This is a genomic window from Pseudomonas sp. YuFO8, from assembly GCF_035065025.1.
Taxonomy (GTDB): Bacteria; Pseudomonadota; Gammaproteobacteria; order Pseudomonadales; family Pseudomonadaceae; genus Aquipseudomonas; species Aquipseudomonas putida_AE.
Genome location: NZ_JAXDEQ010000001.1, coordinates 67,578 through 88,240 on the forward strand (window position 1 = coordinate 67,578; position 20,663 = coordinate 88,240).

18 protein-coding genes and 3 tRNA genes are annotated in these 20,663 nt (G+C 58.6%); 20 read left to right on the top strand and 1 reads right to left on the bottom strand.

Annotation, left to right across the window (positions count from 1 at the left end):
• Nucleotides 1–35: 35 nt before the first annotated feature.
• The 3 genes from carB to SOP95_RS00310 are packed head-to-tail and all read left to right on the top strand — an operon-like array spanning nt 36 to nt 4,169.
• The gene (gene carB / locus SOP95_RS00300; RefSeq protein WP_274074073.1) at nt 36–3,257 is read left to right on the top strand and encodes a carbamoyl-phosphate synthase large subunit; all 3,222 of its coding nucleotides are present in this window, start codon (nt 36–38) and stop codon (nt 3,255–3,257) included.
• Nucleotides 3,258–3,259: 2 nt separating this feature from the next.
• On the top strand, nt 3,260–3,736 hold the full coding sequence (greA, locus tag SOP95_RS00305; protein WP_274074139.1) for a transcription elongation factor GreA: 477 nt from the start codon (nt 3,260–3,262) through the stop codon (nt 3,734–3,736).
• A gap of 28 nt (nt 3,737–3,764) precedes the next feature.
• Nucleotides 3,765–4,169, top strand: coding sequence for an MFS transporter (locus tag SOP95_RS00310; protein ID WP_274074072.1), 405 nt, complete (start codon nt 3,765–3,767; stop codon nt 4,167–4,169).
• A 9-nt stretch (nt 4,170–4,178) separates the two neighbouring features.
• On the opposite strand, the gene SOP95_RS00315 is transcribed toward SOP95_RS00310, so the two are convergent.
• On the bottom strand, nt 4,179–4,487 hold the full coding sequence (locus SOP95_RS00315) for a YhbY family RNA-binding protein (protein WP_007942889.1): 309 nt from the start codon (nt 4,485–4,487) through the stop codon (nt 4,179–4,181).
• Between the two features lie 101 nt (nt 4,488–4,588).
• On the opposite strand from SOP95_RS00315, the gene rlmE reads away from it, so the two are divergent.
• From rlmE to SOP95_RS00400, 17 genes are all read left to right on the top strand, one after another.
• Nucleotides 4,589–5,218: a 23S rRNA (uridine(2552)-2'-O)-methyltransferase RlmE gene (gene rlmE, locus SOP95_RS00320; protein WP_274074071.1), complete on the top strand. Its 630-nt coding sequence runs from the start codon at nt 4,589–4,591 to the stop codon at nt 5,216–5,218.
• Between the two features lie 201 nt (nt 5,219–5,419).
• Nucleotides 5,420–7,330 (top strand): ATP-dependent zinc metalloprotease FtsH, encoded by a 1,911-nt coding sequence (ftsH, locus tag SOP95_RS00325; RefSeq protein ID WP_020796530.1) that lies wholly within the window; start codon nt 5,420–5,422, stop codon nt 7,328–7,330.
• Nucleotides 7,331–7,338: 8 nt separating this feature from the next.
• Nucleotides 7,339–8,190: a dihydropteroate synthase gene (gene folP, locus SOP95_RS00330; protein WP_323605486.1), complete on the top strand. Its 852-nt coding sequence runs from the start codon at nt 7,339–7,341 to the stop codon at nt 8,188–8,190.
• Nucleotides 8,191–8,206: 16 nt separating this feature from the next.
• Nucleotides 8,207–9,544, top strand: coding sequence for a phosphoglucosamine mutase (gene glmM / locus SOP95_RS00335; protein WP_274074069.1), 1,338 nt, complete (start codon nt 8,207–8,209; stop codon nt 9,542–9,544).
• A gap of 66 nt (nt 9,545–9,610) precedes the next feature.
• Nucleotides 9,611–10,366: a triose-phosphate isomerase gene (gene tpiA / locus SOP95_RS00340; protein WP_274074068.1), complete on the top strand. Its 756-nt coding sequence runs from the start codon at nt 9,611–9,613 to the stop codon at nt 10,364–10,366.
• Between the two features lie 4 nt (nt 10,367–10,370).
• The gene (secG, locus tag SOP95_RS00345; RefSeq protein WP_017336473.1) at nt 10,371–10,754 is read left to right on the top strand and encodes a preprotein translocase subunit SecG; all 384 of its coding nucleotides are present in this window, start codon (nt 10,371–10,373) and stop codon (nt 10,752–10,754) included.
• 22 nt (nt 10,755–10,776) lie between these two features.
• Nucleotides 10,777–10,862 (top strand) — tRNA-Leu (locus SOP95_RS00350).
• A 97-nt stretch (nt 10,863–10,959) separates the two neighbouring features.
• Nucleotides 10,960–11,036 (top strand) — tRNA-Met (locus SOP95_RS00355).
• 138 nt (nt 11,037–11,174) lie between these two features.
• A complete protein-coding gene (gene rimP / locus SOP95_RS00360; RefSeq protein ID WP_007915250.1) occupies nt 11,175–11,633 on the top strand; it encodes a ribosome maturation factor RimP in 459 nt (152 codons plus the stop codon).
• 59 nt (nt 11,634–11,692) lie between these two features.
• On the top strand, nt 11,693–13,174 hold the full coding sequence (nusA, locus tag SOP95_RS00365; RefSeq protein WP_274074067.1) for a transcription termination factor NusA: 1,482 nt from the start codon (nt 11,693–11,695) through the stop codon (nt 13,172–13,174).
• A 27-nt stretch (nt 13,175–13,201) separates the two neighbouring features.
• Entirely contained in the window at nt 13,202–15,727 is a 2,526-nt protein-coding gene (gene infB / locus SOP95_RS00370; RefSeq protein ID WP_274074066.1) for a translation initiation factor IF-2, read from the top strand.
• Between the two features lie 159 nt (nt 15,728–15,886).
• Nucleotides 15,887–16,288, top strand: a complete 402-nt coding sequence (rbfA, locus tag SOP95_RS00375) for a 30S ribosome-binding factor RbfA (protein ID WP_008057429.1) — start codon at nt 15,887–15,889, stop codon at nt 16,286–16,288.
• Nucleotides 16,289–16,291: 3 nt separating this feature from the next.
• Nucleotides 16,292–17,209 (top strand): tRNA pseudouridine(55) synthase TruB, encoded by a 918-nt coding sequence (gene truB / locus SOP95_RS00380; RefSeq protein ID WP_274074065.1) that lies wholly within the window; start codon nt 16,292–16,294, stop codon nt 17,207–17,209.
• Nucleotides 17,210–17,324: 115 nt separating this feature from the next.
• Nucleotides 17,325–17,594 (top strand): 30S ribosomal protein S15, encoded by a 270-nt coding sequence (gene rpsO / locus SOP95_RS00385; protein ID WP_046820615.1) that lies wholly within the window; start codon nt 17,325–17,327, stop codon nt 17,592–17,594.
• 206 nt (nt 17,595–17,800) lie between these two features.
• Nucleotides 17,801–19,906 (top strand): polyribonucleotide nucleotidyltransferase, encoded by a 2,106-nt coding sequence (pnp, locus tag SOP95_RS00390; RefSeq protein WP_007915263.1) that lies wholly within the window; start codon nt 17,801–17,803, stop codon nt 19,904–19,906.
• Nucleotides 19,907–20,073: 167 nt separating this feature from the next.
• Nucleotides 20,074–20,149, top strand: a tRNA-Thr gene (locus SOP95_RS00395).
• A 134-nt stretch (nt 20,150–20,283) separates the two neighbouring features.
• The gene (locus tag SOP95_RS00400) at nt 20,284–20,589 is read left to right on the top strand and encodes a DUF6388 family protein (RefSeq protein ID WP_274074064.1); all 306 of its coding nucleotides are present in this window, start codon (nt 20,284–20,286) and stop codon (nt 20,587–20,589) included.
• Nucleotides 20,590–20,663: the final 74 nt, after the last annotated feature.

Consider the following 20,663-nt stretch of genomic DNA (forward strand, 5'->3'; position numbering starts at 1 on the left):
TTGCCGACTGACCTGCGGATTTGAGTGACAAACCCATGCCAAAACGTACAGACATTAAAAGCATCCTGATTCTCGGCGCTGGCCCGATCGTTATCGGCCAGGCCTGCGAATTCGACTACTCCGGCGCCCAGGCCTGCAAAGCCCTGCGCGAAGAGGGTTACCGCGTCATCCTGGTGAACTCCAACCCGGCCACCATCATGACCGACCCGGCCATGGCCGACGCCACCTACATCGAGCCGATCAAGTGGCAGACCGTTGCCAAGATCATCGAGAAGGAGCGTCCGGACGCGCTGCTGCCAACCATGGGCGGCCAGACTGCACTGAACTGCGCCCTGGACCTGGAGCGTGAAGGCGTTCTGGAGAAGTTCGGCGTAGAAATGATCGGTGCCAACGCCGACACCATCGACAAGGCTGAAGACCGTTCGCGTTTCGACAAGGCGATGAAGTCCATCGGCCTGGCGTGCCCGCGTTCCGGTATCGCCCACAGCATGGAAGAGGCCAATGCGGTCCTCGAGAAGCTTGGCTTCCCGTGCATCATCCGTCCGTCCTTCACCATGGGCGGCACCGGTGGCGGTATCGCTTACAACCGTGAAGAGTTCGAAGAAATCTGCGCCCGCGGCCTGGACCTGTCGCCGACCAAAGAGCTGCTGATCGACGAATCGCTGATCGGCTGGAAAGAATACGAGATGGAGGTTGTCCGCGATAAGAAGGACAACTGCATCATCGTCTGCTCCATCGAAAACTTCGACCCGATGGGCGTGCACACCGGTGACTCGATCACCGTGGCACCGGCACAGACCCTGACCGACAAGGAATACCAGATCCTGCGTAACGCCTCCCTGGCGGTACTGCGCGAGATCGGCGTGGAAACCGGCGGTTCCAACGTTCAGTTCGGCATCTGCCCGAACACCGGCCGCATGGTCGTGATCGAGATGAACCCGCGTGTATCCCGTTCGTCGGCACTGGCTTCGAAAGCCACCGGCTTCCCGATTGCCAAGGTCGCGGCCAAACTGGCTGTGGGCTACACCCTGGACGAGCTGTCGAACGACATCACCGGCGGCAAGACCCCGGCGTCCTTCGAGCCGTCCATCGACTACGTCGTGACCAAGCTGCCACGTTTCGCCTTCGAGAAATTCGCCAAGGCTGACGCGCGCCTCACCACTCAGATGAAGTCGGTGGGTGAAGTCATGGCCATCGGCCGTACTTTCCAGGAATCCCTGCAGAAAGCCCTGCGCGGCCTGGAAGTAGGCGTTTGCGGCCTGGACGAGAAGGTTGACCTGAGCAACCCGGAAAGCATGAGCGTGCTCAAGCGCGAGCTGACCGTGCCGGGCGCCGAGCGTATCTGGTACGTGGCGGACGCCATGCGCGCCGGCATGAGTGTTGAAGACATCTTCGGCATGACCATGATCGATCCGTGGTTCCTGGTACAGATGGAAGACCTGATCAAGGACGAAGAGAAGGTCAAGACCCTGGGTCTGACCAGCATCGACCGCGACCTGATGTTCCGCCTCAAGCGCAAAGGCTTCTCCGACATGCGCCTGGCCAAGCTGCTGGGTGTGACCGAGAAGAGCCTGCGTGCTCACCGCCACAAGCTGGAAATCTTCCCGGTCTACAAGCGCGTCGACACCTGCGCCGCCGAGTTCGCCACCGATACCGCGTACCTCTACTCGACGTACGAAGAAGAGTGCGAAGCCGCGCCATCGGGCCGCGACAAGATCATGATCCTGGGCGGCGGTCCTAACCGTATCGGCCAGGGCATCGAGTTCGACTACTGCTGCGTACACGCGGCACTGGCCCTGCGCGATGACGGGTACGAGACCATCATGGTCAACTGCAACCCGGAAACCGTTTCCACCGACTACGACACCTCCGATCGCCTGTACTTCGAACCAGTGACCCTGGAAGACGTGCTGGAAATCGTCCGCGTCGAGAAGCCAAAAGGCGTGATCGTCCAGTACGGCGGCCAGACCCCGCTGAAACTGGCCCGTGCGCTGGAAGCCGCAGGCGTGCCGATCATCGGCACCAGCCCTGACGCCATCGACCGTGCCGAAGACCGCGAGCGCTTCCAGCAGATGGTCCAGCGCCTGAACCTGCGTCAGCCGCCAAACGCCACCGTGCGCAGCGAAGACGAAGCGATTCGTGCAGCCGCCAAGATCGGTTACCCGCTGGTGGTGCGTCCGTCCTACGTATTGGGCGGTCGTGCGATGGAAATCGTCTACGAAGAAGAAGAACTCAAGCGCTACCTGCGTGAAGCGGTTCAAGTGTCCAACGACAGCCCGGTGCTGCTGGACCACTTCCTCAACTGCGCCATCGAAATGGACGTGGATGCGGTCTGCGACGGTAAAGACGTCGTCATCGGCGCGATCATGCAGCACATCGAGCAGGCCGGCGTTCACTCCGGTGACTCGGCATGCTCGCTGCCACCGTACTCGCTGCCGGCGCACATCCAGGACGAGATGCGCGAACAGGTCAAGAAAATGGCCCTGGAGCTGGGCGTGGTCGGCCTGATGAACGTTCAGTTGGCGCTGCAAGGCGAAGACATCTACGTCATCGAAGTCAACCCGCGTGCTTCGCGTACCGTACCGTTCGTGTCCAAGTGCATCGGTGTTTCCCTGGCGATGATCGCCGCACGCGTGATGGCCGGTAAAACCCTGAAAGAGCTGGGTTTCACCAAGGAAATCATCCCGAACTTCTACAGTGTGAAAGAGGCGGTGTTCCCATTCGCCAAATTCCCTGGCGTTGACCCGATCCTCGGCCCGGAGATGAAGTCCACCGGTGAAGTGATGGGCGTGGGCGACACCTTCGGTGAAGCATTCGCCAAGGCCCAGATGGGCGCCAGCGAAGTGCTGCCGACCGGCGGTACTGCGTTCATCAGCGTTCGTGATGACGACAAGCCACTGGTTGCGGGCGTGGCCCGTGATCTGATCAACTTGGGCTTCGAAGTGGTTGCCACTGCCGGTACCGCCAAGCTGATCGAAGCGGCAGGCCTGAAAGTGCGCCGCGTGAACAAGGTGACCGAAGGGCGTCCGCACGTAGTCGACATGATCAAGAATGACGAAGTCACCCTGATCATCAACACCACTGAAGGCCGTCAGTCGATCGCTGACTCCTATTCCATTCGTCGCAACGCGCTGCAGCACAAGATCTACTGCACCACGACCATTGCTGCTGGCGAAGCGATCTGCGAAGCGCTGAAGTTCGGTCCCGAGAAGACCGTACGCCGCTTGCAGGATCTACACGCAGGATTGAAGGCATGAGCATAACCAAGTACCCGATGACCGTTCAGGGCGCTCGCGCCCTGGAAGAAGAACACACTCACCTGACCAAGGTCGTTCGTCCGAAGCTCAGCCAGGACATCGGTACGGCCCGTGAGTTGGGTGACTTGAAGGAAAACGCCGAATACCACGCTGCTCGCGAGCAGCAGGGTATGGTCGAGGCGCGGATCCGTGACATCGAAGGCCGGATCCAGAATCAGGTCATCATCGATGTCACGACCATTCCTCACACCGGCAAAGTGATCTTCGGCACTACCGTTGAAATCGCCAACGTCGAGACGGATGAGCGCGTCACCTACCACATCGTGGGAGAGGACGAGGCAGACTTCAAACTCGGCAAGATTTCGGTGGGCGCACCCCTGGCCCGTGCCTTGATCGGCAAGGAAGAGGGTGATGTGGTTGCCGTGAAAACGCCAAGCGGCGTTATCGAGTACGAGATTGTCGAAGTCCGTCACATCTGAAGGCAGGCGCCCGCTGCATGCGGGCGCCATGCTCTGGCAGCTGGCCCAGATGTTGTGGGTCGGCGGCCTGTGGCTGGTACATCTCGGCTTGCAGCCGGTGTTGGGTCGAATTGGCCTGGCACCGTTGCTGATCGATGAGATCGCCGGCTTGTTCGAAACCATGGTGGTGATGTTTGCCGCCGTGTGCGTGATCTTTCAGGCTTTGGTGCTGGTACAGGCCAATGGCCTTGCCAGTCTATGGCGAGATTTTCGTGGGCAGGTGTTGCTGATCGCGTTGTGCGCGTGTGCGATGTTTGTCGCGGTGCTTGTCGGCTGGCCTGATGCGCAGCGCTGGCAGGTGTTCAGCTATATGGTTCTGGGGTTCTCGGGACTGGTGCTGATCATGCAGCCGGTACCCGGATGGAGTGGCAGGGTGCGCGAAGCACACCCTTGACCCTTGTCATCACTTGAAGCGATGGACGTTCGACAGCTGCTTGTTGACGCTGAAGTTCTTGCGGTAAATCAGTGCCATCTTGCCGATGACCTGTACCAGGTCCGCTTTGCCAACCTTGCACAGCTCGGCAATGGATGCCAGGCGCGATTCGCGATCGAGGATGTTGAGCTTGATCTTGATCAGCTCGTGATCCGCCAATGCGCGTTCGAGTTCGGCTAACACACCTTCAGTCAAACCGTTGTCAGCCACAATCAAAACTGGTTTCAGATGGTGGCCAATGGATTTGTACTGTTTCTTCTGCTCTTGAGTGAGCGGCATAATCTGACCCTTTCGTCTGGATTCTGTAAAATGGCGGCCATTTTACCCGAGGGTTCGTGGATCCGCCCAACTAATCACGACCCTTATCATCGAGGTGCCCGATGGCGCGTTCCAAGACAAGCCTTGAGTGGCTGAAAAGACATGTCAATGATCCCTATGTGAAGCAAGCGCAGAAGGACGGGTACCGCTCGCGTGCGAGTTACAAGCTTCTGGAGATCCAGGAGAAGTACAAGCTGATCCGTCCGGGCATGAGCGTTGTCGACCTGGGTGCGGCGCCCGGTGGCTGGTCGCAGGTCACCAGCCGGCTGATCGGTGGCCAGGGTCGTCTGATCGCCTCGGACATCCTGGAAATGGACGGCATTCCGGACGTGACTTTCATCCAGGGTGACTTCACCCAGGACGAAGTGCTCGCCCGGATCCTTGAGGCCGTCGGTAATTCGCAGGTGGACCTTGTGATTTCCGATATGGCCCCCAATATGAGTGGTACGCCTGAAGTGGACATGCCCAAAGCCATGTTCCTGTGCGAGCTGGCACTTGATTTGGCTGAGCGGATACTCAAACCTGGTGGTAATTTCGTGATCAAGATCTTTCAGGGCGAAGGTTTCGATGTCTACCTGAAGGACGCTCGCAAGAAATTCGACAAGATCCAGATGCTCAAGCCGGACTCTTCGCGTGGCAGCTCTCGCGAGCAATACATGCTGGCTTGGGGCTATCGCGGTCGCAGTGAGTAAAACGAGGTTTTTTGGCGGGGTGATAGGTTTTTCGTATTTCGCCTCGCGTGCATAAGCGAATATTGTGTAGAAAGTGTTTCACAAAGGGTTACAGACGGCGCCTGCCAGAGTTGTAGGTAATGTAGTAAGTTAGGCCGGTGAATATCATGCGAAGCGCGCGCCAACGCGGCGCTTGCTTCAGAGGGTAGTTAATTGAACGATATGGCAAAGAATCTGATCCTGTGGTTGATCATCGCGGCTGTCCTGGTGACGGTGATGAACAACTTCTCCAGCCCTAACGAGCCGCAGACCCTCAACTATTCCGACTTCATCCAGCAGGTCAAGGATGGCAAGGTCGAGCGCGTGGCGGTTGATGGCTACGTGATTACCGGCAAGCGCAACGATGGCGACAGCTTCAAGACCATTCGTCCGGCAATCCAGGACAACGGCCTGATCGGCGACCTGGTGGACAACCACGTCGTGGTCGAAGGCAAGCAGCCTGAGCAGCAAAGCATCTGGACTCAACTCCTGGTGGCGAGCTTCCCGATCCTGGTGATCATCGCGGTGTTCATGTTCTTCATGCGCCAGATGCAGGGCGGTGCCGGTGGCAAGGGCGGGCCGATGAGCTTCGGCAAGAGCAAGGCGCGCCTGCTCTCCGAAGACCAGGTGAAAACCACCCTGGCAGACGTTGCAGGTTGCGACGAAGCCAAGGAAGAAGTCGGCGAGCTGGTCGAGTTCCTGCGTGATCCGGGCAAGTTCCAGCGCCTGGGTGGCCGCATTCCTCGCGGCGTGCTGATGGTCGGTCCTCCGGGTACCGGTAAAACCTTGCTGGCCAAGGCGATTGCCGGCGAAGCCAAGGTGCCTTTCTTTACCATTTCCGGTTCCGATTTCGTCGAAATGTTCGTCGGTGTCGGTGCCAGCCGTGTTCGCGACATGTTTGAACAGGCCAAGAAACACGCGCCATGCATCATCTTCATCGATGAAATCGACGCCGTCGGTCGCCACCGTGGTGCCGGCATGGGCGGTGGTCACGATGAGCGCGAGCAGACTCTCAACCAGTTGCTGGTGGAGATGGACGGCTTCGAAATGAACGACGGCATCATCGTGATTGCCGCGACCAACCGTCCCGACGTACTGGACCCTGCGCTGCTGCGCCCGGGCCGTTTCGACCGTCAGGTCGTGGTCGGCCTGCCGGATATCCGTGGTCGCGAACAGATTCTCAAGGTCCACATGCGCAAAGTGCCAATGGGTGACGACGTCGCTCCGGCCGTGATCGCTCGTGGTACCCCTGGCTTCTCCGGTGCCGACCTGGCCAACCTGGTCAACGAGGCGTCGTTGTTCGCTGCCCGTGCCGGCAAGCGCATCGTCGAAATGAAAGAGTTCGAACTGGCCAAAGACAAGATCATGATGGGCGCCGAGCGCAAATCCATGGTCATGTCCGAGAAAGAAAAGCAGAACACCGCTTATCACGAAGCCGGCCATGCCATTGTCGGTCGTGTCGTGCCTGAGCATGATCCGGTGTACAAGGTCTCGATCATTCCGCGCGGTCGTGCGCTGGGTGTGACCATGTTCCTGCCGGAAGAAGATCGCTATAGCCTGTCCAAGCGCGCACTGATCAGCCAGATCTGCTCGCTCTACGGTGGCCGTATCGCTGAAGAAATGACCCTGGGCTTCGATGGCGTCACCACCGGTGCATCGAACGACATCATGCGTGCCAGCCAGATTGCGCGGAACATGGTGACCAAGTGGGGCCTTTCCGAGAAGCTCGGTCCGCTGATGTACGCCGAAGAAGAGGGCGAAGTGTTCCTCGGTCGCGGCGGCGGTGGCCAGAGTGCAAGTTTCTCCGGTGAGACAGCCAAGCTGATCGACTCCGAAGTGCGCAGCATCATCGACCAGTGCTACGGCACGGCCAAGCAGATTCTCACGGACAACCGTGACAAACTCGACGCCATGGCCGATGCCCTGATGAAGTATGAAACCATCGATGCTGAGCAGATCGACGACATCATGGCTGGACGCACCCCTCGCGAACCTCGCGATTGGTCGGGCGGTACCGGTACATCCGGCACCCCTCCGGCAGTGCAGGGCGAACGTCCGGAAACACCTATCGGCGGTCCCGCTGCTGACGTTTAAGGTTTGAAATGACTTTTGTTCAGTCCTCGACCCGGTTGCCTTGCGGCAACCGGGTTCTTGATTTGGCCCAGACGCATGTCATGGGCATTCTCAATGTCACTCCCGATTCTTTCTCCGATGGTGGTCGATTCAGCCAGCTCGATGCGGCGTTGCGCCATGCCGAAGCCATGGCCGCGGCTGGCGCCACATTGATCGATGTCGGCGGCGAGTCCACTCGTCCGGGCGCCAGGGCGGTTTCTCCGCTCGAAGAGCTGGAGCGCGTGGCGCCGATCGTCGAGCGGATCCACCGTGAGCTGGATGTGATCATCTCCGTTGATACCTCCACACCCGCGGTCATGCGCGAAACAGCGCGACTCGGTGCCGGCTTGATCAATGACGTGCGTTCGTTGCGCCGCGAAGGAGCGCTGGATGCGGCGGCGGCTACCGGCTTGCCCGTGTGTCTGATGCACATGCTCGGTGAGCCGGGTGACATGCAGGACAACCCGCACTACCAGGACGTCACCCAAGAGGTGGGCCAGTTTCTTGCCGAGCGCATGGCTCAATGCGCAGCGGTGGGCATTCCGGCTGAGCGGATCATTCTTGATCCGGGTTTTGGCTTCGCAAAAAACCTGCAGCACAATCTAAGCTTGTTCAAGCACATGGAGGCCTTGCATGCCTTGGGGCGCCCGCTGTTGGTTGGGGTGTCGCGCAAGAGCATGATCGGCCAGGCGTTGAATCGCCCCGTCGGGGAGCGCCTGTATGGCGGTCTTGCCCTCGCGGCGCTGGCATCGCACAAAGGTGCGCGTATATTGCGTGTCCATGACGTAGCTGAAACAGTAGATGTGGTGAAAATGATCACCGCCGTGGAATCAGCCGAATAAGAAAGATGGAGTAATTATGACTAAGAAATATTTTGGCACCGACGGTATTCGTGGTCGGGTCGGCGTTTATCCGATCACCCCTGACTTCATGCTCAAGCTGGGCTGGGCTGCCGGCATGGCGTTCCGCAAGATGGGCGCGTGCAAGGTGCTGGTAGGCAAGGACACGCGGATTTCCGGGTACATGTTCGAATCGGCACTCGAGGCCGGGCTGACGTCGGCGGGTGCCGACGTGATGCTCCTGGGCCCGATGCCGACGCCGGCCATCGCTTACCTGACGCGTACCTTCCATGCTGAAGCCGGCATCGTGATCAGTGCGTCGCACAATCCCCATGACGACAATGGCATCAAGTTTTTCTCCGGGAAGGGCACCAAGCTTCCCGATGAAATCGAGCACATGATCGAAGAGCTGCTCGATACCCCGATGACCGTGGTTGAGTCGAGCAAGATCGGCAAGGTCTCGCGAATCAATGACGCCTCCGGTCGTTATATCGAATTCTGCAAGAGCAGCGTGCCGACCGGCACCAGCTTTGCCGGCCTGAAGGTCGTCATCGACTGCGCCCACGGTGCCACGTACAAGGTCGCGCCGAGCGTATTCCGCGAGCTGGGTGCCGAGGTCGTGGTCCTGTCAGCGCACCCCAATGGCCTGAATATCAACGACAACTGCGGTTCGACCCACATGGGCCAGCTGCAGGCTGCCGTGCTGGCCGAGCATGCCGACCTGGGTATCGCGTTCGACGGTGACGGCGATCGCGTGCTGATGGTCGATCACACCGGTGCCATCGTCGACGGCGACGAACTGCTGTACATCATCGCTCGCGATCTGCATGAGCAGAACAAGCTGCAAGGCGGTGTGGTCGGTACATTGATGAGTAACCTGGGGCTGGAGCTCGCCCTGGCGGACCTGGCGATTCCCTTTGTGCGCGCCAACGTCGGTGACCGTTATGTGATCGCTGATCTGCTGGAACGCAACTGGCTGGTGGGTGGCGAGAACTCGGGGCATATCGTGTGCTTCCATCACACCACCACCGGTGACGCAATCATTGCCGCGCTGCAGGTGCTGATGGCATTGAAGACTCGCTCCCAGGGCCTGGCAGAGGCACGCCAGGCATTGCGCAAGTGTCCTCAGGTGTTGATCAACGTGCGTTTCGGCGGCGGTGCAAACCCGCTCGAGCATGCGTCGGTCAAGGAAGCCAGCGAGCGTGTTACCCAGGCCATGGCGGGTCGCGGGCGGGTTCTGTTGCGCAAGTCCGGGACAGAGCCGCTGGTGCGTGTAATGGTCGAAGGCGAAGACGAAACCCTGGTTCGCGGCTACGCCGAAGAGCTGGCAAAACTGGTTACTGAAGTTTCTGCCTGAATTCGGCTTGCCAGCCTCGATTGTGTTGGGTAACATCTGCGCCCACTTTGACCGACGAGGTACAGCATGCGTCGCCCTATGGTAGCTGGTAACTGGAAGATGCACGGTACCCGCGCCAGCGTCGCTGAGCTGATCGACGGCCTATGTGACTTGGCCTTGCCGAGCGGTGTTGAGGTAGCGGTATTCCCGCCTTTGTTGCATATCAGCCAAGTGGTTGATGGCTTGAAAGGAAAGTCGGTTTCGATCGGCGCGCAGAATTCTGCGGTGGAATCCGGACAAGGTGCACTGACGGGTGAGGTCTCGCCAAGTCAGTTGGTGGATGCAGGTTGTTCCCTGGTGCTTGTCGGGCACTCCGAACGCCGCCAGATAATGGGCGAGCAGGACGAAGTGCTGATTCGCAAGTTTGCAGCGGCACAGGCAAGCGGCCTGGTTCCGGTGTTGTGCATAGGGGAAACCCTGGAGCAGCGTGAAGCCGGCAAGACCCTTGAAGTTGTCTCGCAGCAACTGGGCAGCATCATTGACGAGCTGGGTGTCGGTGTGTTTGCCAAGGCAGTAATCGCTTACGAGCCGGTCTGGGCCATTGGCACCGGGCTGACTGCTTCGCCGCAACAGGCGCAGGATGTGCACGCAGCCATTCGCGCACAGTTGGCGGCAGAGAATTCTGAAATCGCACAAGGTGTGCGGCTTCTATACGGCGGCAGCGTGAAGGCGGCCAATGCGGTCGAACTGTTCGGCATGCCGGATATCGATGGGGGCCTCATTGGTGGGGCTTCCCTGAATGCAGATGAGTTCGGTGCGATTTGTCGCGCCGCGGGAAACTGAAAAAATGCTGGAAACAGTCGTAGTCGTTTTTCATCTGCTGGGTGCATTGGGCGTAGTAGCTCTGGTTTTGCTGCAGCAGGGTAAAGGTGCGGACGCTGGCGCGTCTTTCGGAGCAGGTGCTTCAAATACTGTGTTCGGAAGCCAAGGTTCCTCTACCTTTCTTAGTAAGTTTACTGCTATACTTGCCGCAGGTTTCTTCATAACCAGCTTAGGGTTAGGTTACTTTGCTAAAGAGAAAGCTCACCAGCTGACTCAAGTAGGTTTGCCAAACCCGGCAGTGTTGGAAGTTCCAAAGCAACAACCGGCTTCTGATGATGTCCCGGTGCTTCAAGAGCAAAAGTCGGCTACTCCAGCGACTGACGTACCTCCAGCTCAAGAGCAGAAGTAAGAAGGGTTTCAAACGTAGTATTGCCGAGGTGGTGGAATTGGTAGACACGCAACCTTGAGGTGGTTGTGCCCATAGGGTGTAGGGGTTCGAGTCCCCTTCTCGGTACCAATTAGTCAGGAGAGCCCGCTGTTGCGGGCTTTCTTGCAGGTGGAAGGTTACATTGACCCTGTAGGGGATCGGTCGTATACTTCCGCCCCAGCTTTGTCGCGGGGTGGAGCAGTCTGGTAGCTCGTCGGGCTCATAACCCGAAGGTCGTCGGTTCAAATCCGGCCCCCGCAACCAGTTTAAGGAGCCCCTTTTAAGGGGCTTTTTGTTAGCTGGACACTTCCAGCGCCGCTGTTCGACGGCGTTTCAAGGATGGGCGTTTCGCCCATTTTTTTATTTTGCACAGCATGCACATACATGCACGAGGGGGTTCAGGTGTCGAGCAAGCTAGAAGAGTTGCAGGCCTTGCTGGCCCCGGTGGTCGTGGCCCTAGGCTATGAATGCTGGGGTATCGAGTTTTCGGCTCAGGGTCGTCACTCGATGTTGCGCGTTTATATCGATAAAGAGGGCGGTGTGCTGGTGGACGATTGTGCCATCGTCAGCCGTCAGATCAGCGGTGTACTGGATGTTGAAGATCCGATCTCCGTTGAATACACCCTCGAAGTTTCCTCGCCAGGCATGGAACGCCCGCTGTTCACTCTTGAGCAGTTTGCAAAATTTGCCGGTGAACAAGTGAAGATCAAGCTGCGCTCGCCTTTTGAAGGACGACGCAACTTTCAGGGCCTTCTGCGCGGTGTAGAAGAGCAGGACGTCGTGGTGCAGGTAGATGACCATGAGTTCCTGTTGCCGATCGATATGATCGACAAGGCCAACATTATTCCCAGTTTTGACTGAGGCGTGCCAGATACTGCGGATCCCGCGGATCCAATGGCTTGCGAAAGGCGAGGCGTACGATGAGCAAAGAAGTACTGCTGGTTGTTGAGTCGGTATCCAATGAAAAGGGTGTACCGGCAAGCGTAATTTTTGAAGCGCTGGAGCTGGCTCTGGCCACGGCTACCAAAAAGCGTTTTGAAGACGAAGTTGATCTGCGTGTGGAAATCAACCGCCACACCGGTGCTTACGAAACCTTCCGTCGCTGGACGGTCGTCGAAGAAGAAAACCTGGACGATCCGGCCATCGAAACCTGGCCGAGCAAGGTTGCTGAAACGCACCCTGGCGCCAAGGTCGGTGACGTTGTAGAAGAGAAGATCGAATCGATCGAGTTCGGCCGCATCGCTGCACAGACTGCCAAGCAAGTCATCGTGCAGAAGGTTCGCGAAGCCGAGCGCGCCCAGGTTGTTGACGCTTACCGCGAGCGCCTGGGTGAAATCATCTCCGGCACCGTGAAAAAAGTCACCCGCGACAACGTGATCGTCGACCTGGGTAACAACGCTGAAGCGTTGCTGGCCCGTGAAGACATCATTTCTCGCGAAACTTTCCGGGTTGGCGTGCGCTTGCGTGCGCTGCTCAAGGAAATCCGCACCGAGAACCGCGGCCCACAGTTGATCCTGTCGCGTACCGCGCCGGAAATGCTGATCGAGTTGTTCCGCATCGAAGTGCCGGAAATTGCCGAAGGCCTGATCGAAGTAATGGCTGCGTCCCGTGATCCGGGTTCGCGCGCCAAGATCGCCGTGCGCTCCAAGGACAAACGCATCGACCCGCAGGGCGCTTGCATCGGTATGCGCGGTTCGCGCGTCCAGGCAGTGTCGGGCGAGTTGGGCGGTGAGCGTGTGGACATCGTCCTGTGGGACGATAACCCGGCTCAGTTCGTGATCAACGCCATGTCCCCGGCCGAGGTTGCGGCAATTATCGTTGACGAAGATGCCCATGCAATGGACATCGCCGTCGGCGCAGACAATCTGGCTCAGGCCATCGGTCGTGGTGGTCAGAACGTGCGTCTGGCCAGCCAGTTGACTGGCTGGACCCTGAACGTGATGACCGAATCGGACATCCAGGCTAAACAGCAAGCAGAAACCGGCGACATCCTGCGCAACTTCATCGACGAGCTGGAAGTCGACGAAGAGCTGGCACAGGTGCTGGTCGATGAAGGCTTCACCAGCCTGGAAGAGATTGCCTACGTACCGTTGGAAGAAATGCTCAACATCGACGGCTTTGACGAAGAAATCGTCAACGAGCTTCGCGCTCGTGCCAAGGATCGTTTGTTGACCAAAGCCATCGCTACTGAGGAAAAGCTGGCAGACGCCCATCCGGCCGAAGACCTGCTCTCGCTTGAGGGTATGGACAAGGATTTGGCGATGGAACTGGCGGTGCGCGGCGTAATTACCCGCGAAGACCTGGCCGAGCAGTCTATTGACGACCTGCTCGACATCGACGGCATTGACGATGATCGTGCCGGCAAGTTGATCATGGCCGCCCGAGCCCACTGGTTCGAGTAATTAGGCGCGGCCTGAGGAGAGAAGTGCATGACGCAAGTCACGGTGAAACAACTGGCCGATGAGGTCAAAACACCGGTAGAGCGCCTGTTGCAGCAGATGCGTGAGGCAGGTCTGCCGCACACCGCCGCCGAAGAAAGTGTGACTGACAGTGAGAAGCAATCGTTGCTGACTCACTTGAAAAGCAGCCACAAGGCGAAAGTGGAAGAACCACGCAAGATTACGCTGCAGCGTAAAACCACCAGCACCCTGCGTGTTGCTGGCAGCAAAAGCATCAGCGTTGAAGTACGCAAGAAGAAAGTCTTCGTACAGCGCAGCCCGGAAGAAATCGAAGCCGAGCGCAAGCGTGAACTGGATGAACGTCGCGCAGTAGAAAATGCTGCACGTCAGAAGGCTGAAGAAGAAGCCAAGCGCCGCGCCGAAGAAGAAGCGCGTCGCCAGCCTGCTGCTGCGCCGACCGCTCCAGCCCAACCCGTTGCAGCGCCCGCTGCGGTGGCCGAGCCTGTGCGCGAAAGTGCACCGGTCGTGGCAGCCGCTCCGGCACCTGCAGCCGATGCCCGCAAGCGTGACGAACAGCGTCGTCCGGACAAACCACGTGCCGACGACAGCAATCGTCGCGGTAGTGGCGATGGCGAGCGCAAAAACGCTCCGCATCGTGCTTCGGTCAAGGAAAAGGCGCCAGCGCCACGTGTTGCCCCACGTACTACCGACGAAGAAAGCGATGGCTTCCGTCGTGGTGGTCGCGGCAAGGCCAAGCTGAAGAAACGCAACGCCCACGGTTTCCAGAGCCCAACCGGCCCTGTCGTGCGCGAAGTGAAGATCGGCGAAACCATCACTGTTGGCGATCTCGCCCAACAGATGTCGGTGAAGGCTGCTGAAATCATCAAGTTCATGTTCAAACTGGGTACCCCAGCGACCATCAACCAGGTACTGGACCAGGAAACTGCCCAGCTGGTTGCCGAAGAGCTGGGCCACAAAGTGACCCTGGTCAGCGACACCGCCCTGGAAGATTCCCTGGCCGAGTCCCTGAAGTTTGAAGGCGAGGCTGTTTCCCGTGCACCAGTCGTGACCGTAATGGGCCACGTTGACCACGGTAAGACTTCCCTGCTCGACTACATCCGTCGTGCCAAGGTAGCTGCTGGCGAAGCCGGTGGTATCACCCAGCACATCGGTGCCTACCACGTTGAAACCGACCGTGGCATGGTGACGTTCCTCGACACCCCTGGTCACGCCGCGTTTACCGCCATGCGTGCCCGTGGTGCCAAGGCGACCGACATCGTGATCCTGGTGGTTGCAGCGGACGACGGCGTGATGCCGCAGACCATCGAAGCTGTTCAGCACGCCAAGGCTGCTGGCGTTCCGCTGGTTGTCGCGGTGAACAAGATCGACAAGCCAGGTGCTGACCTCGATCGCATCCGTAGCGAACTGTCGGTACACGGCGTGACCTCGGAAGAGTGGGGTGGTGACACTCCATTCGTACCGGTTTCGGCGAAGATGGGTACTGGCGTCGACGAACTGCTCGAAGCCGTTCTGTTGCAAGCCGAAGTCCTGGAACTGACCGCTACCCCATCGGCTCCTGGCCGTGGTGTCGTGGTTGAGTCCCGCCTGGACAAGGGCCGTGGCCCGGTGGCTACCGTGCTGGTTCAAGACGGTACCCTGCGTCAAGGCGACATGGTCCTGGTCGGTTCGAACTACGGCCGTGTACGTGCCATGCTCGACGAGAACGGCAAGCCAATCAAGGAAGCCGGTCCGGCCATCCCTGTCGAGATCCTCGGCCTGGACGGTACCCCGGACGCTGGCGACGAGATGAGCGTGGTTGCCGACGAGAAGAAAGCCCGTGAAGTGGCTCTGTTCCGTCAAGGCAAGTTCCGCGAAGTCAAGCTGGCCCGTGCTCACGCCGGCAAGCTGGAAAACATCTTCGAAAACATGGGCCAGGAAGAGAAGAAGACGCTCAACATCGTCCTCAAATCCGACGTCCGTGGTTCGCTGGAAGCGTTGAACGGTGCCTTGAACGGCCTGGGTAACGACGAAGTGCAAGTGCGCGTGGTCGGTGGCGGTGTCGGTGGTATCACCGAATCCGACGCCAACCTGGCACTGGCCTCCAACGCTGTACTGTTCGGCTTCAACGTGCGTGCCGATGCTGGCGCGCGCAAGATCGTCGAGCAGGAAGGTCTGGATATGCGTTACTACAACGTGATCTACGACATCATCGAAGACGTCAAGAAAGCCCTGACCGGCATGCTCGGCAGCGATGTTCGCGAGAACATCCTGGGCATCGCCGAAGTGCGTGACGTGTTCCGTTCGCCGAAGTTTGGCGCGATCGCCGGTTGCATGGTGATCGAAGGTGTCGTTCACCGTAACCGTCCAATCCGTGTACTGCGTGAAGACATCGTTATCTTCGAAGGCGAGCTGGAATCCCTGCGCCGCTTCAAGGATGACGCGTCGGAAGTACGTGCCGGCATGGAATGCGGTATCGGCGTGAAGAGCTACAACGACGTCAAGGTCGGTGACAAGATCGAAGTCTTCGAGAAGGTTCAGGTTGCTCGCAGCCTCTAACTCGCGCACTTCAAGAGCCGTGATGGCCAGCCGCATGCAATTGCGCGGCGCATCGCCCGGACTCTAAACGCAACGCCCGGTCTGGCTTTTGTCAGGCCGGGCGTTTGCCGCTTTCAGACCACACGGGTTTCACCGTGGGGCAGTAACAGGTAACAAGACATGGCAAAAGAATACAGCCGTACCCAACGTATCGGCGATCAGATGCAGCGCGAGCTGGCACAACTGATCCGTCGTGAAGTCAAAGACCCGCGCGTCGGCCTGGTCACCATTACCGCTGTGGAAGTCAGCCGTGACGTCGGTCACGCGAAGATCTTCATCACTGTAATGGGCCAGGACAGCCACGAAGACATCGCGCAAAGCATCAAGGTGCTCAACTCCGCCGCCGGTTTCCTGCGCATGCAGCTGGCTCGCGAGATGAAGCTGCGCAGCGTTCCGCAGTTGCACTTCCACTACGACGAAAGCGTCGTGCGCGGTGCGCATCTGTCGGCCTTGATCGAGCGTGCAGTGGCTGAAGACAACCAGCACTCGGTTGCGGCACAAGCCGAAGACACCAAGGAGTAATCGGTGGCTCAGGTCAAACGTATCCGTCGTAACGTCAGTGGCATCATCCTGCTCGATAAACCGCTGGGGTTCACCTCCAACGCGGCCTTGCAGAAGGTCCGCTGGTTGCTCAACGCCGAGAAGGCCGGGCACACCGGCAGTCTCGATCCGCTGGCCACTGGCGTGTTGCCGCTGTGCTTCGGTGAGGCCACCAAGTTCTCGCAGTACCTGCTCGATTCCGACAAGGGTTACGAAACCCTGGCGCAGCTGGGCAAGACCACCACCACGGCCGATGCCGAGGGTGAGGTTTTGCAGGAGCGCCCGGTGACCGTTGGTCAGGCCGATATCGAAGCCGTACTGCCGCAATTTCGTGGGCAAATCAGTCAGATACCGCCGATGTACTCGGCCCTCAAGCGTGACGGGCAGCCCCTGTACAAGCTGGCCCGTGCAGGTGAAGTAGTGGAGCGCGAAGCGCGTTCTGTTACTATTACGCGCTTGGAATTGCTGGCCTTCGAAGGTGATACTGCGCGGCTTGCGGTGGATTGCACCAAAGGCACCTATATCCGCACCCTGGTGGAGGATATCGGTGAGCAACTCGGTTGTGGCGCTTACGTTGCAGAACTGCGACGTACCCAGGCCGGGCCTTTCACCCTGGCGCAGACCGTTACCCTCGAAGAGCTGGAAGCGGTACATGCCGAAGGCGGCAACGAGGCGGTCGACCGCTTCCTGATGCCATCGGACAGCGGCCTGCTGGATTGGCCACTGTTGCAGTTCTCGGAAGCGAGTGCGTTCTACTGGCTCAACGGCCAGCCGGTACGCGCCCCGGATGCCCCGAAGTTCGGCATGGTACGGGTACAGGATCACAATGGTCGCTTCATCGGTATCGGTGAAGTGAGCGAAGACGGGCGCATCGCGCCGCGTCGACTGATTCGGTCAGAATGACCGAACGAGTGTGGCTGTTAGCAGGCACGGTCACTACTCATTTTTAGATACAGGGATTTGTCCCTGGCCTGTTGAAACTGTTTTTGAAACAGTTTCCTGATAAAAGGATTGCCACATGGCTCTCGACGTTCAAGAAAAAGCTCAAATCGTAGCTGACTACCAGCAAGCTGTTGGTGACACTGGTTCGCCAGAAGTGCAAGTTGCACTGCTGACCGCCAACATCAACAAACTGCAAGGTCACTTCAAGGCCAACGGTAAAGACCACCACTCCCGTCGTGGTCTGATCCGCATGGTTAACCAGCGTCGTAAGCTGCTGGACTACCTGAAAGGCAAAGACGTGAGCCGTTACAGCGCTCTGATCGGTCGCCTGGGTCTGCGTCGCTAATAAGCGATTGCGCTAGAGGTTGGTTGTCTGTCGTGCGTCAGCGGTTTTCCGCCGGTGCATGGCAGGCTCCCAGCCTCAAGTTTTATCTGGATATCCGTTTTGCCTGTGTGACACCCAGGACAACCGGTCGGGCCGATTCCCGGCGTTGCCCAAGAATTTCGCAAGAACCCAGTTTCCCCAAGAGCCACAAAAGAAGGTAGGACACCGTGAACCCGGTAATCAAAAAGTTCCAGTTCGGTCAGTCGACCGTCACCCTCGAGACCGGCCGTATCGCCCGTCAGGCCTCCGGCGCAGTATTGGTCACCGTTGACGACGACGTCAGCGTATTGGTGACCGTCGTTGGTGCCAAGCAAGCCGATCCAGGCAAGGGCTTCTTCCCTCTGTCTGTTCATTACCAGGAAAAGACTTACGCTGCCGGTAAGATCCCTGGCGGTTTCTTCAAGCGCGAAGGCCGTCCTTCCGAGAAAGAAACCCTGACTTCCCGACTGATCGACCGTCCGATCCGTCCGCTGTTCCCTGAAGGCTTCATGAACGAAGTGCAGGTTGTCTGCACCGTCGTGTCCACCAGCAAGAAGACCGATCCGGACATCGCTGCGATGATCGGTACCTCGGCTGCCCTGGCCATCTCCGGCATTCCTTTCGATGGCCCGATCGGCGCAGCCCGCGTTGCTTTCCACGAAAGCACCGGCTACCTGCTGAACCCGACTTACGAACAGCAGGCTGCTTCTAGCCTGGACATGGTTGTTGCCGGTACTTCGGACGCCGTGCTGATGGTTGAATCGGAAGCCAAAGAGCTGACCGAAGACCAGATGCTGGGCGCGGTACTGTTTGCTCACGACGAATTCCAGGTTGTGATCAACGCTGTTAAAGAATTGGCCGCTGAAGCTGCCAAGCCAACCTGGACCTGGGCACCTGCGCCAGAAGCCACCGAACTGCTGGGCGCTATCCGTGCCGAATTCGGCGAAGCGATCTCCCAGGCTTACACCATCACCGTCAAGGCCGACCGTTACGCTCGCCTGGGCGAGTTGAAGGACCAGGTCGTTGCCAAGCTGTCCGGTGAAGAAGGCCAGCCTTCCTCCAGCGAAGTCAAAGCGGCTTTCGGCGAGATCGAATACCGCACCGTTCGCGAAAACATCGTAAACGGCAAGCCACGTATCGACGGTCGCGACACCAAGACTGTACGTCCGTTGAACATCGAAGTCGGCGTTCTGCCAAAGACCCACGGTTCGGCTCTGTTCACCCGTGGCGAAACCCAGGCCCTGGTAGTCGCGACCCTGGGCACCGCCCGTGACGCACAGCTGCTGGACACCCTGGAAGGCGAGAAAAAAGACCCGTTCATGCTGCACTACAACTTCCCTCCGTTCTCGGTGGGCGAGTGTGGTCGCATGGGTGGCGCTGGTCGTCGCGAAATCGGTCACGGCCGTCTGGCCCGTCGTTCGGTTTCGGCCATGCTGCCTGCCGCTGACGTGTTCCCGTACACCATCCGTGTAGTGTCGGAAATCACCGAATCCAACGGCTCGAGCTCGATGGCTTCCGTTTGCGGCGCTTCCCTGGCCCTGATGGACGCTGGTGTGCCGATGAAGGCACCGGTTGCCGGTATCGCCATGGGCCTGGTTAAAGAAGGTGAGAAATTCGCCGTCCTGACCGACATCCTGGGTGACGAAGACCACCTGGGCGACATGGACTTCAAGGTAGCCGGTACCGCCAAAGGCGTCACCGCGCTGCAGATGGACATCAAGATCAAGGGCATCACCGAAGAGATCATGGAGATCGCTCTGGGCCAAGCCCTGGAAGCGCGCCTGAACATCCTCGGCCAGATGAACCAGATCATTGGCCAGTCGCGTACCGAACTGTCGGCCAACGCTCCGACCATGATCGCGATGAAAATCGACACCGACAAGATCCGTGACGTCATCGGTAAAGGCGGCGCGACCATTCGTGCGATCTGTGAAGAGACCAAGGCTTCGATCGACATCGAAGACGACGGCTCGATCAAGATCTTCGGCGAAACCAAGGAAGCTGCAGAAGCTGCTCGTCAGCGCGTCCTGGGTATCACCGCTGAAGCCGAAATCGGCAAGATCTACGTCGGTAAGGTTGAGCGCATCGTCGACTTCGGCGCATTCGTCAACATCCTGCCTGGCAAGGACGGTCTGGTTCACATCTCCATGCTGAGCGATGCTCGCGTTGAGAAAGTGACCGACATCCTGAAAGAAGGTCAGGAAGTGGAAGTACTGGTACTGGACGTGGACAACCGCGGCCGTATCAAGCTGTCCATCAAGGACGTAGCAGCAGCGAAGGCTTCGGGCGTTTAATTACTCCCGCGTCTGACCGCTGAACAACAAAACGCCCCGACTGGTTCGGGGCGTTTTGCTGTGCGCAGATCGCAGCTTATGCAGGAGCTGCCGCAGGCTGCGATCTTTTGATTTTAAACGTGTTCGAAGTTGCCTGACTCCATGGTCAGTGCTAGGTTTAGCCCACTGCCCGTGTAGCTCAGCCGGTAGAGCAGCGCACTCGTAACGCGAAGGTCGCAGGTTCGATTCCTGTCTCGGGCACCAGCGACACGTTGTTTTCAGATGATCCCGAATGGTTCTGAAGGCCAGAAAAACCGGGTTTCAAGCGGTTTTTTTGCGTCAGAGAGATCCTTGATGATCCAGATCCATCTTCCATTCCCCCGATCTAAGAGAACGCCATGACCGTTAAAGAGATGTCCCAGGAAGCAAGGCACGTAGAAGCACTGAAGAAATACGTGTTGGATGCGCCAGAATTGATGGACGAGATCAAGGACCTGCCCGCCGACGATCAGAAAGACCAGATCCAGTGGGCGTTCGAGGATGAAGCCGAAGCCCAGGGCTTGCAGCCGTGGGAACTGACGCTCAAATACACATCAACCCCCGAAGAGTACGAGGCCGAGCGCCTGAAACTGCATAAGGAAGCGGCTGAAGTGTTGGGTGTCGAGTGGGATGAGTACTGCGAGATGAACAATCTCGTCGTTTGACGAGAGCTACTAGCTCCAAGCCGCAAGCTACAAGTCAAAGCGGGACCGCTTTAAGCTTGTAACTTGCCGCTTGT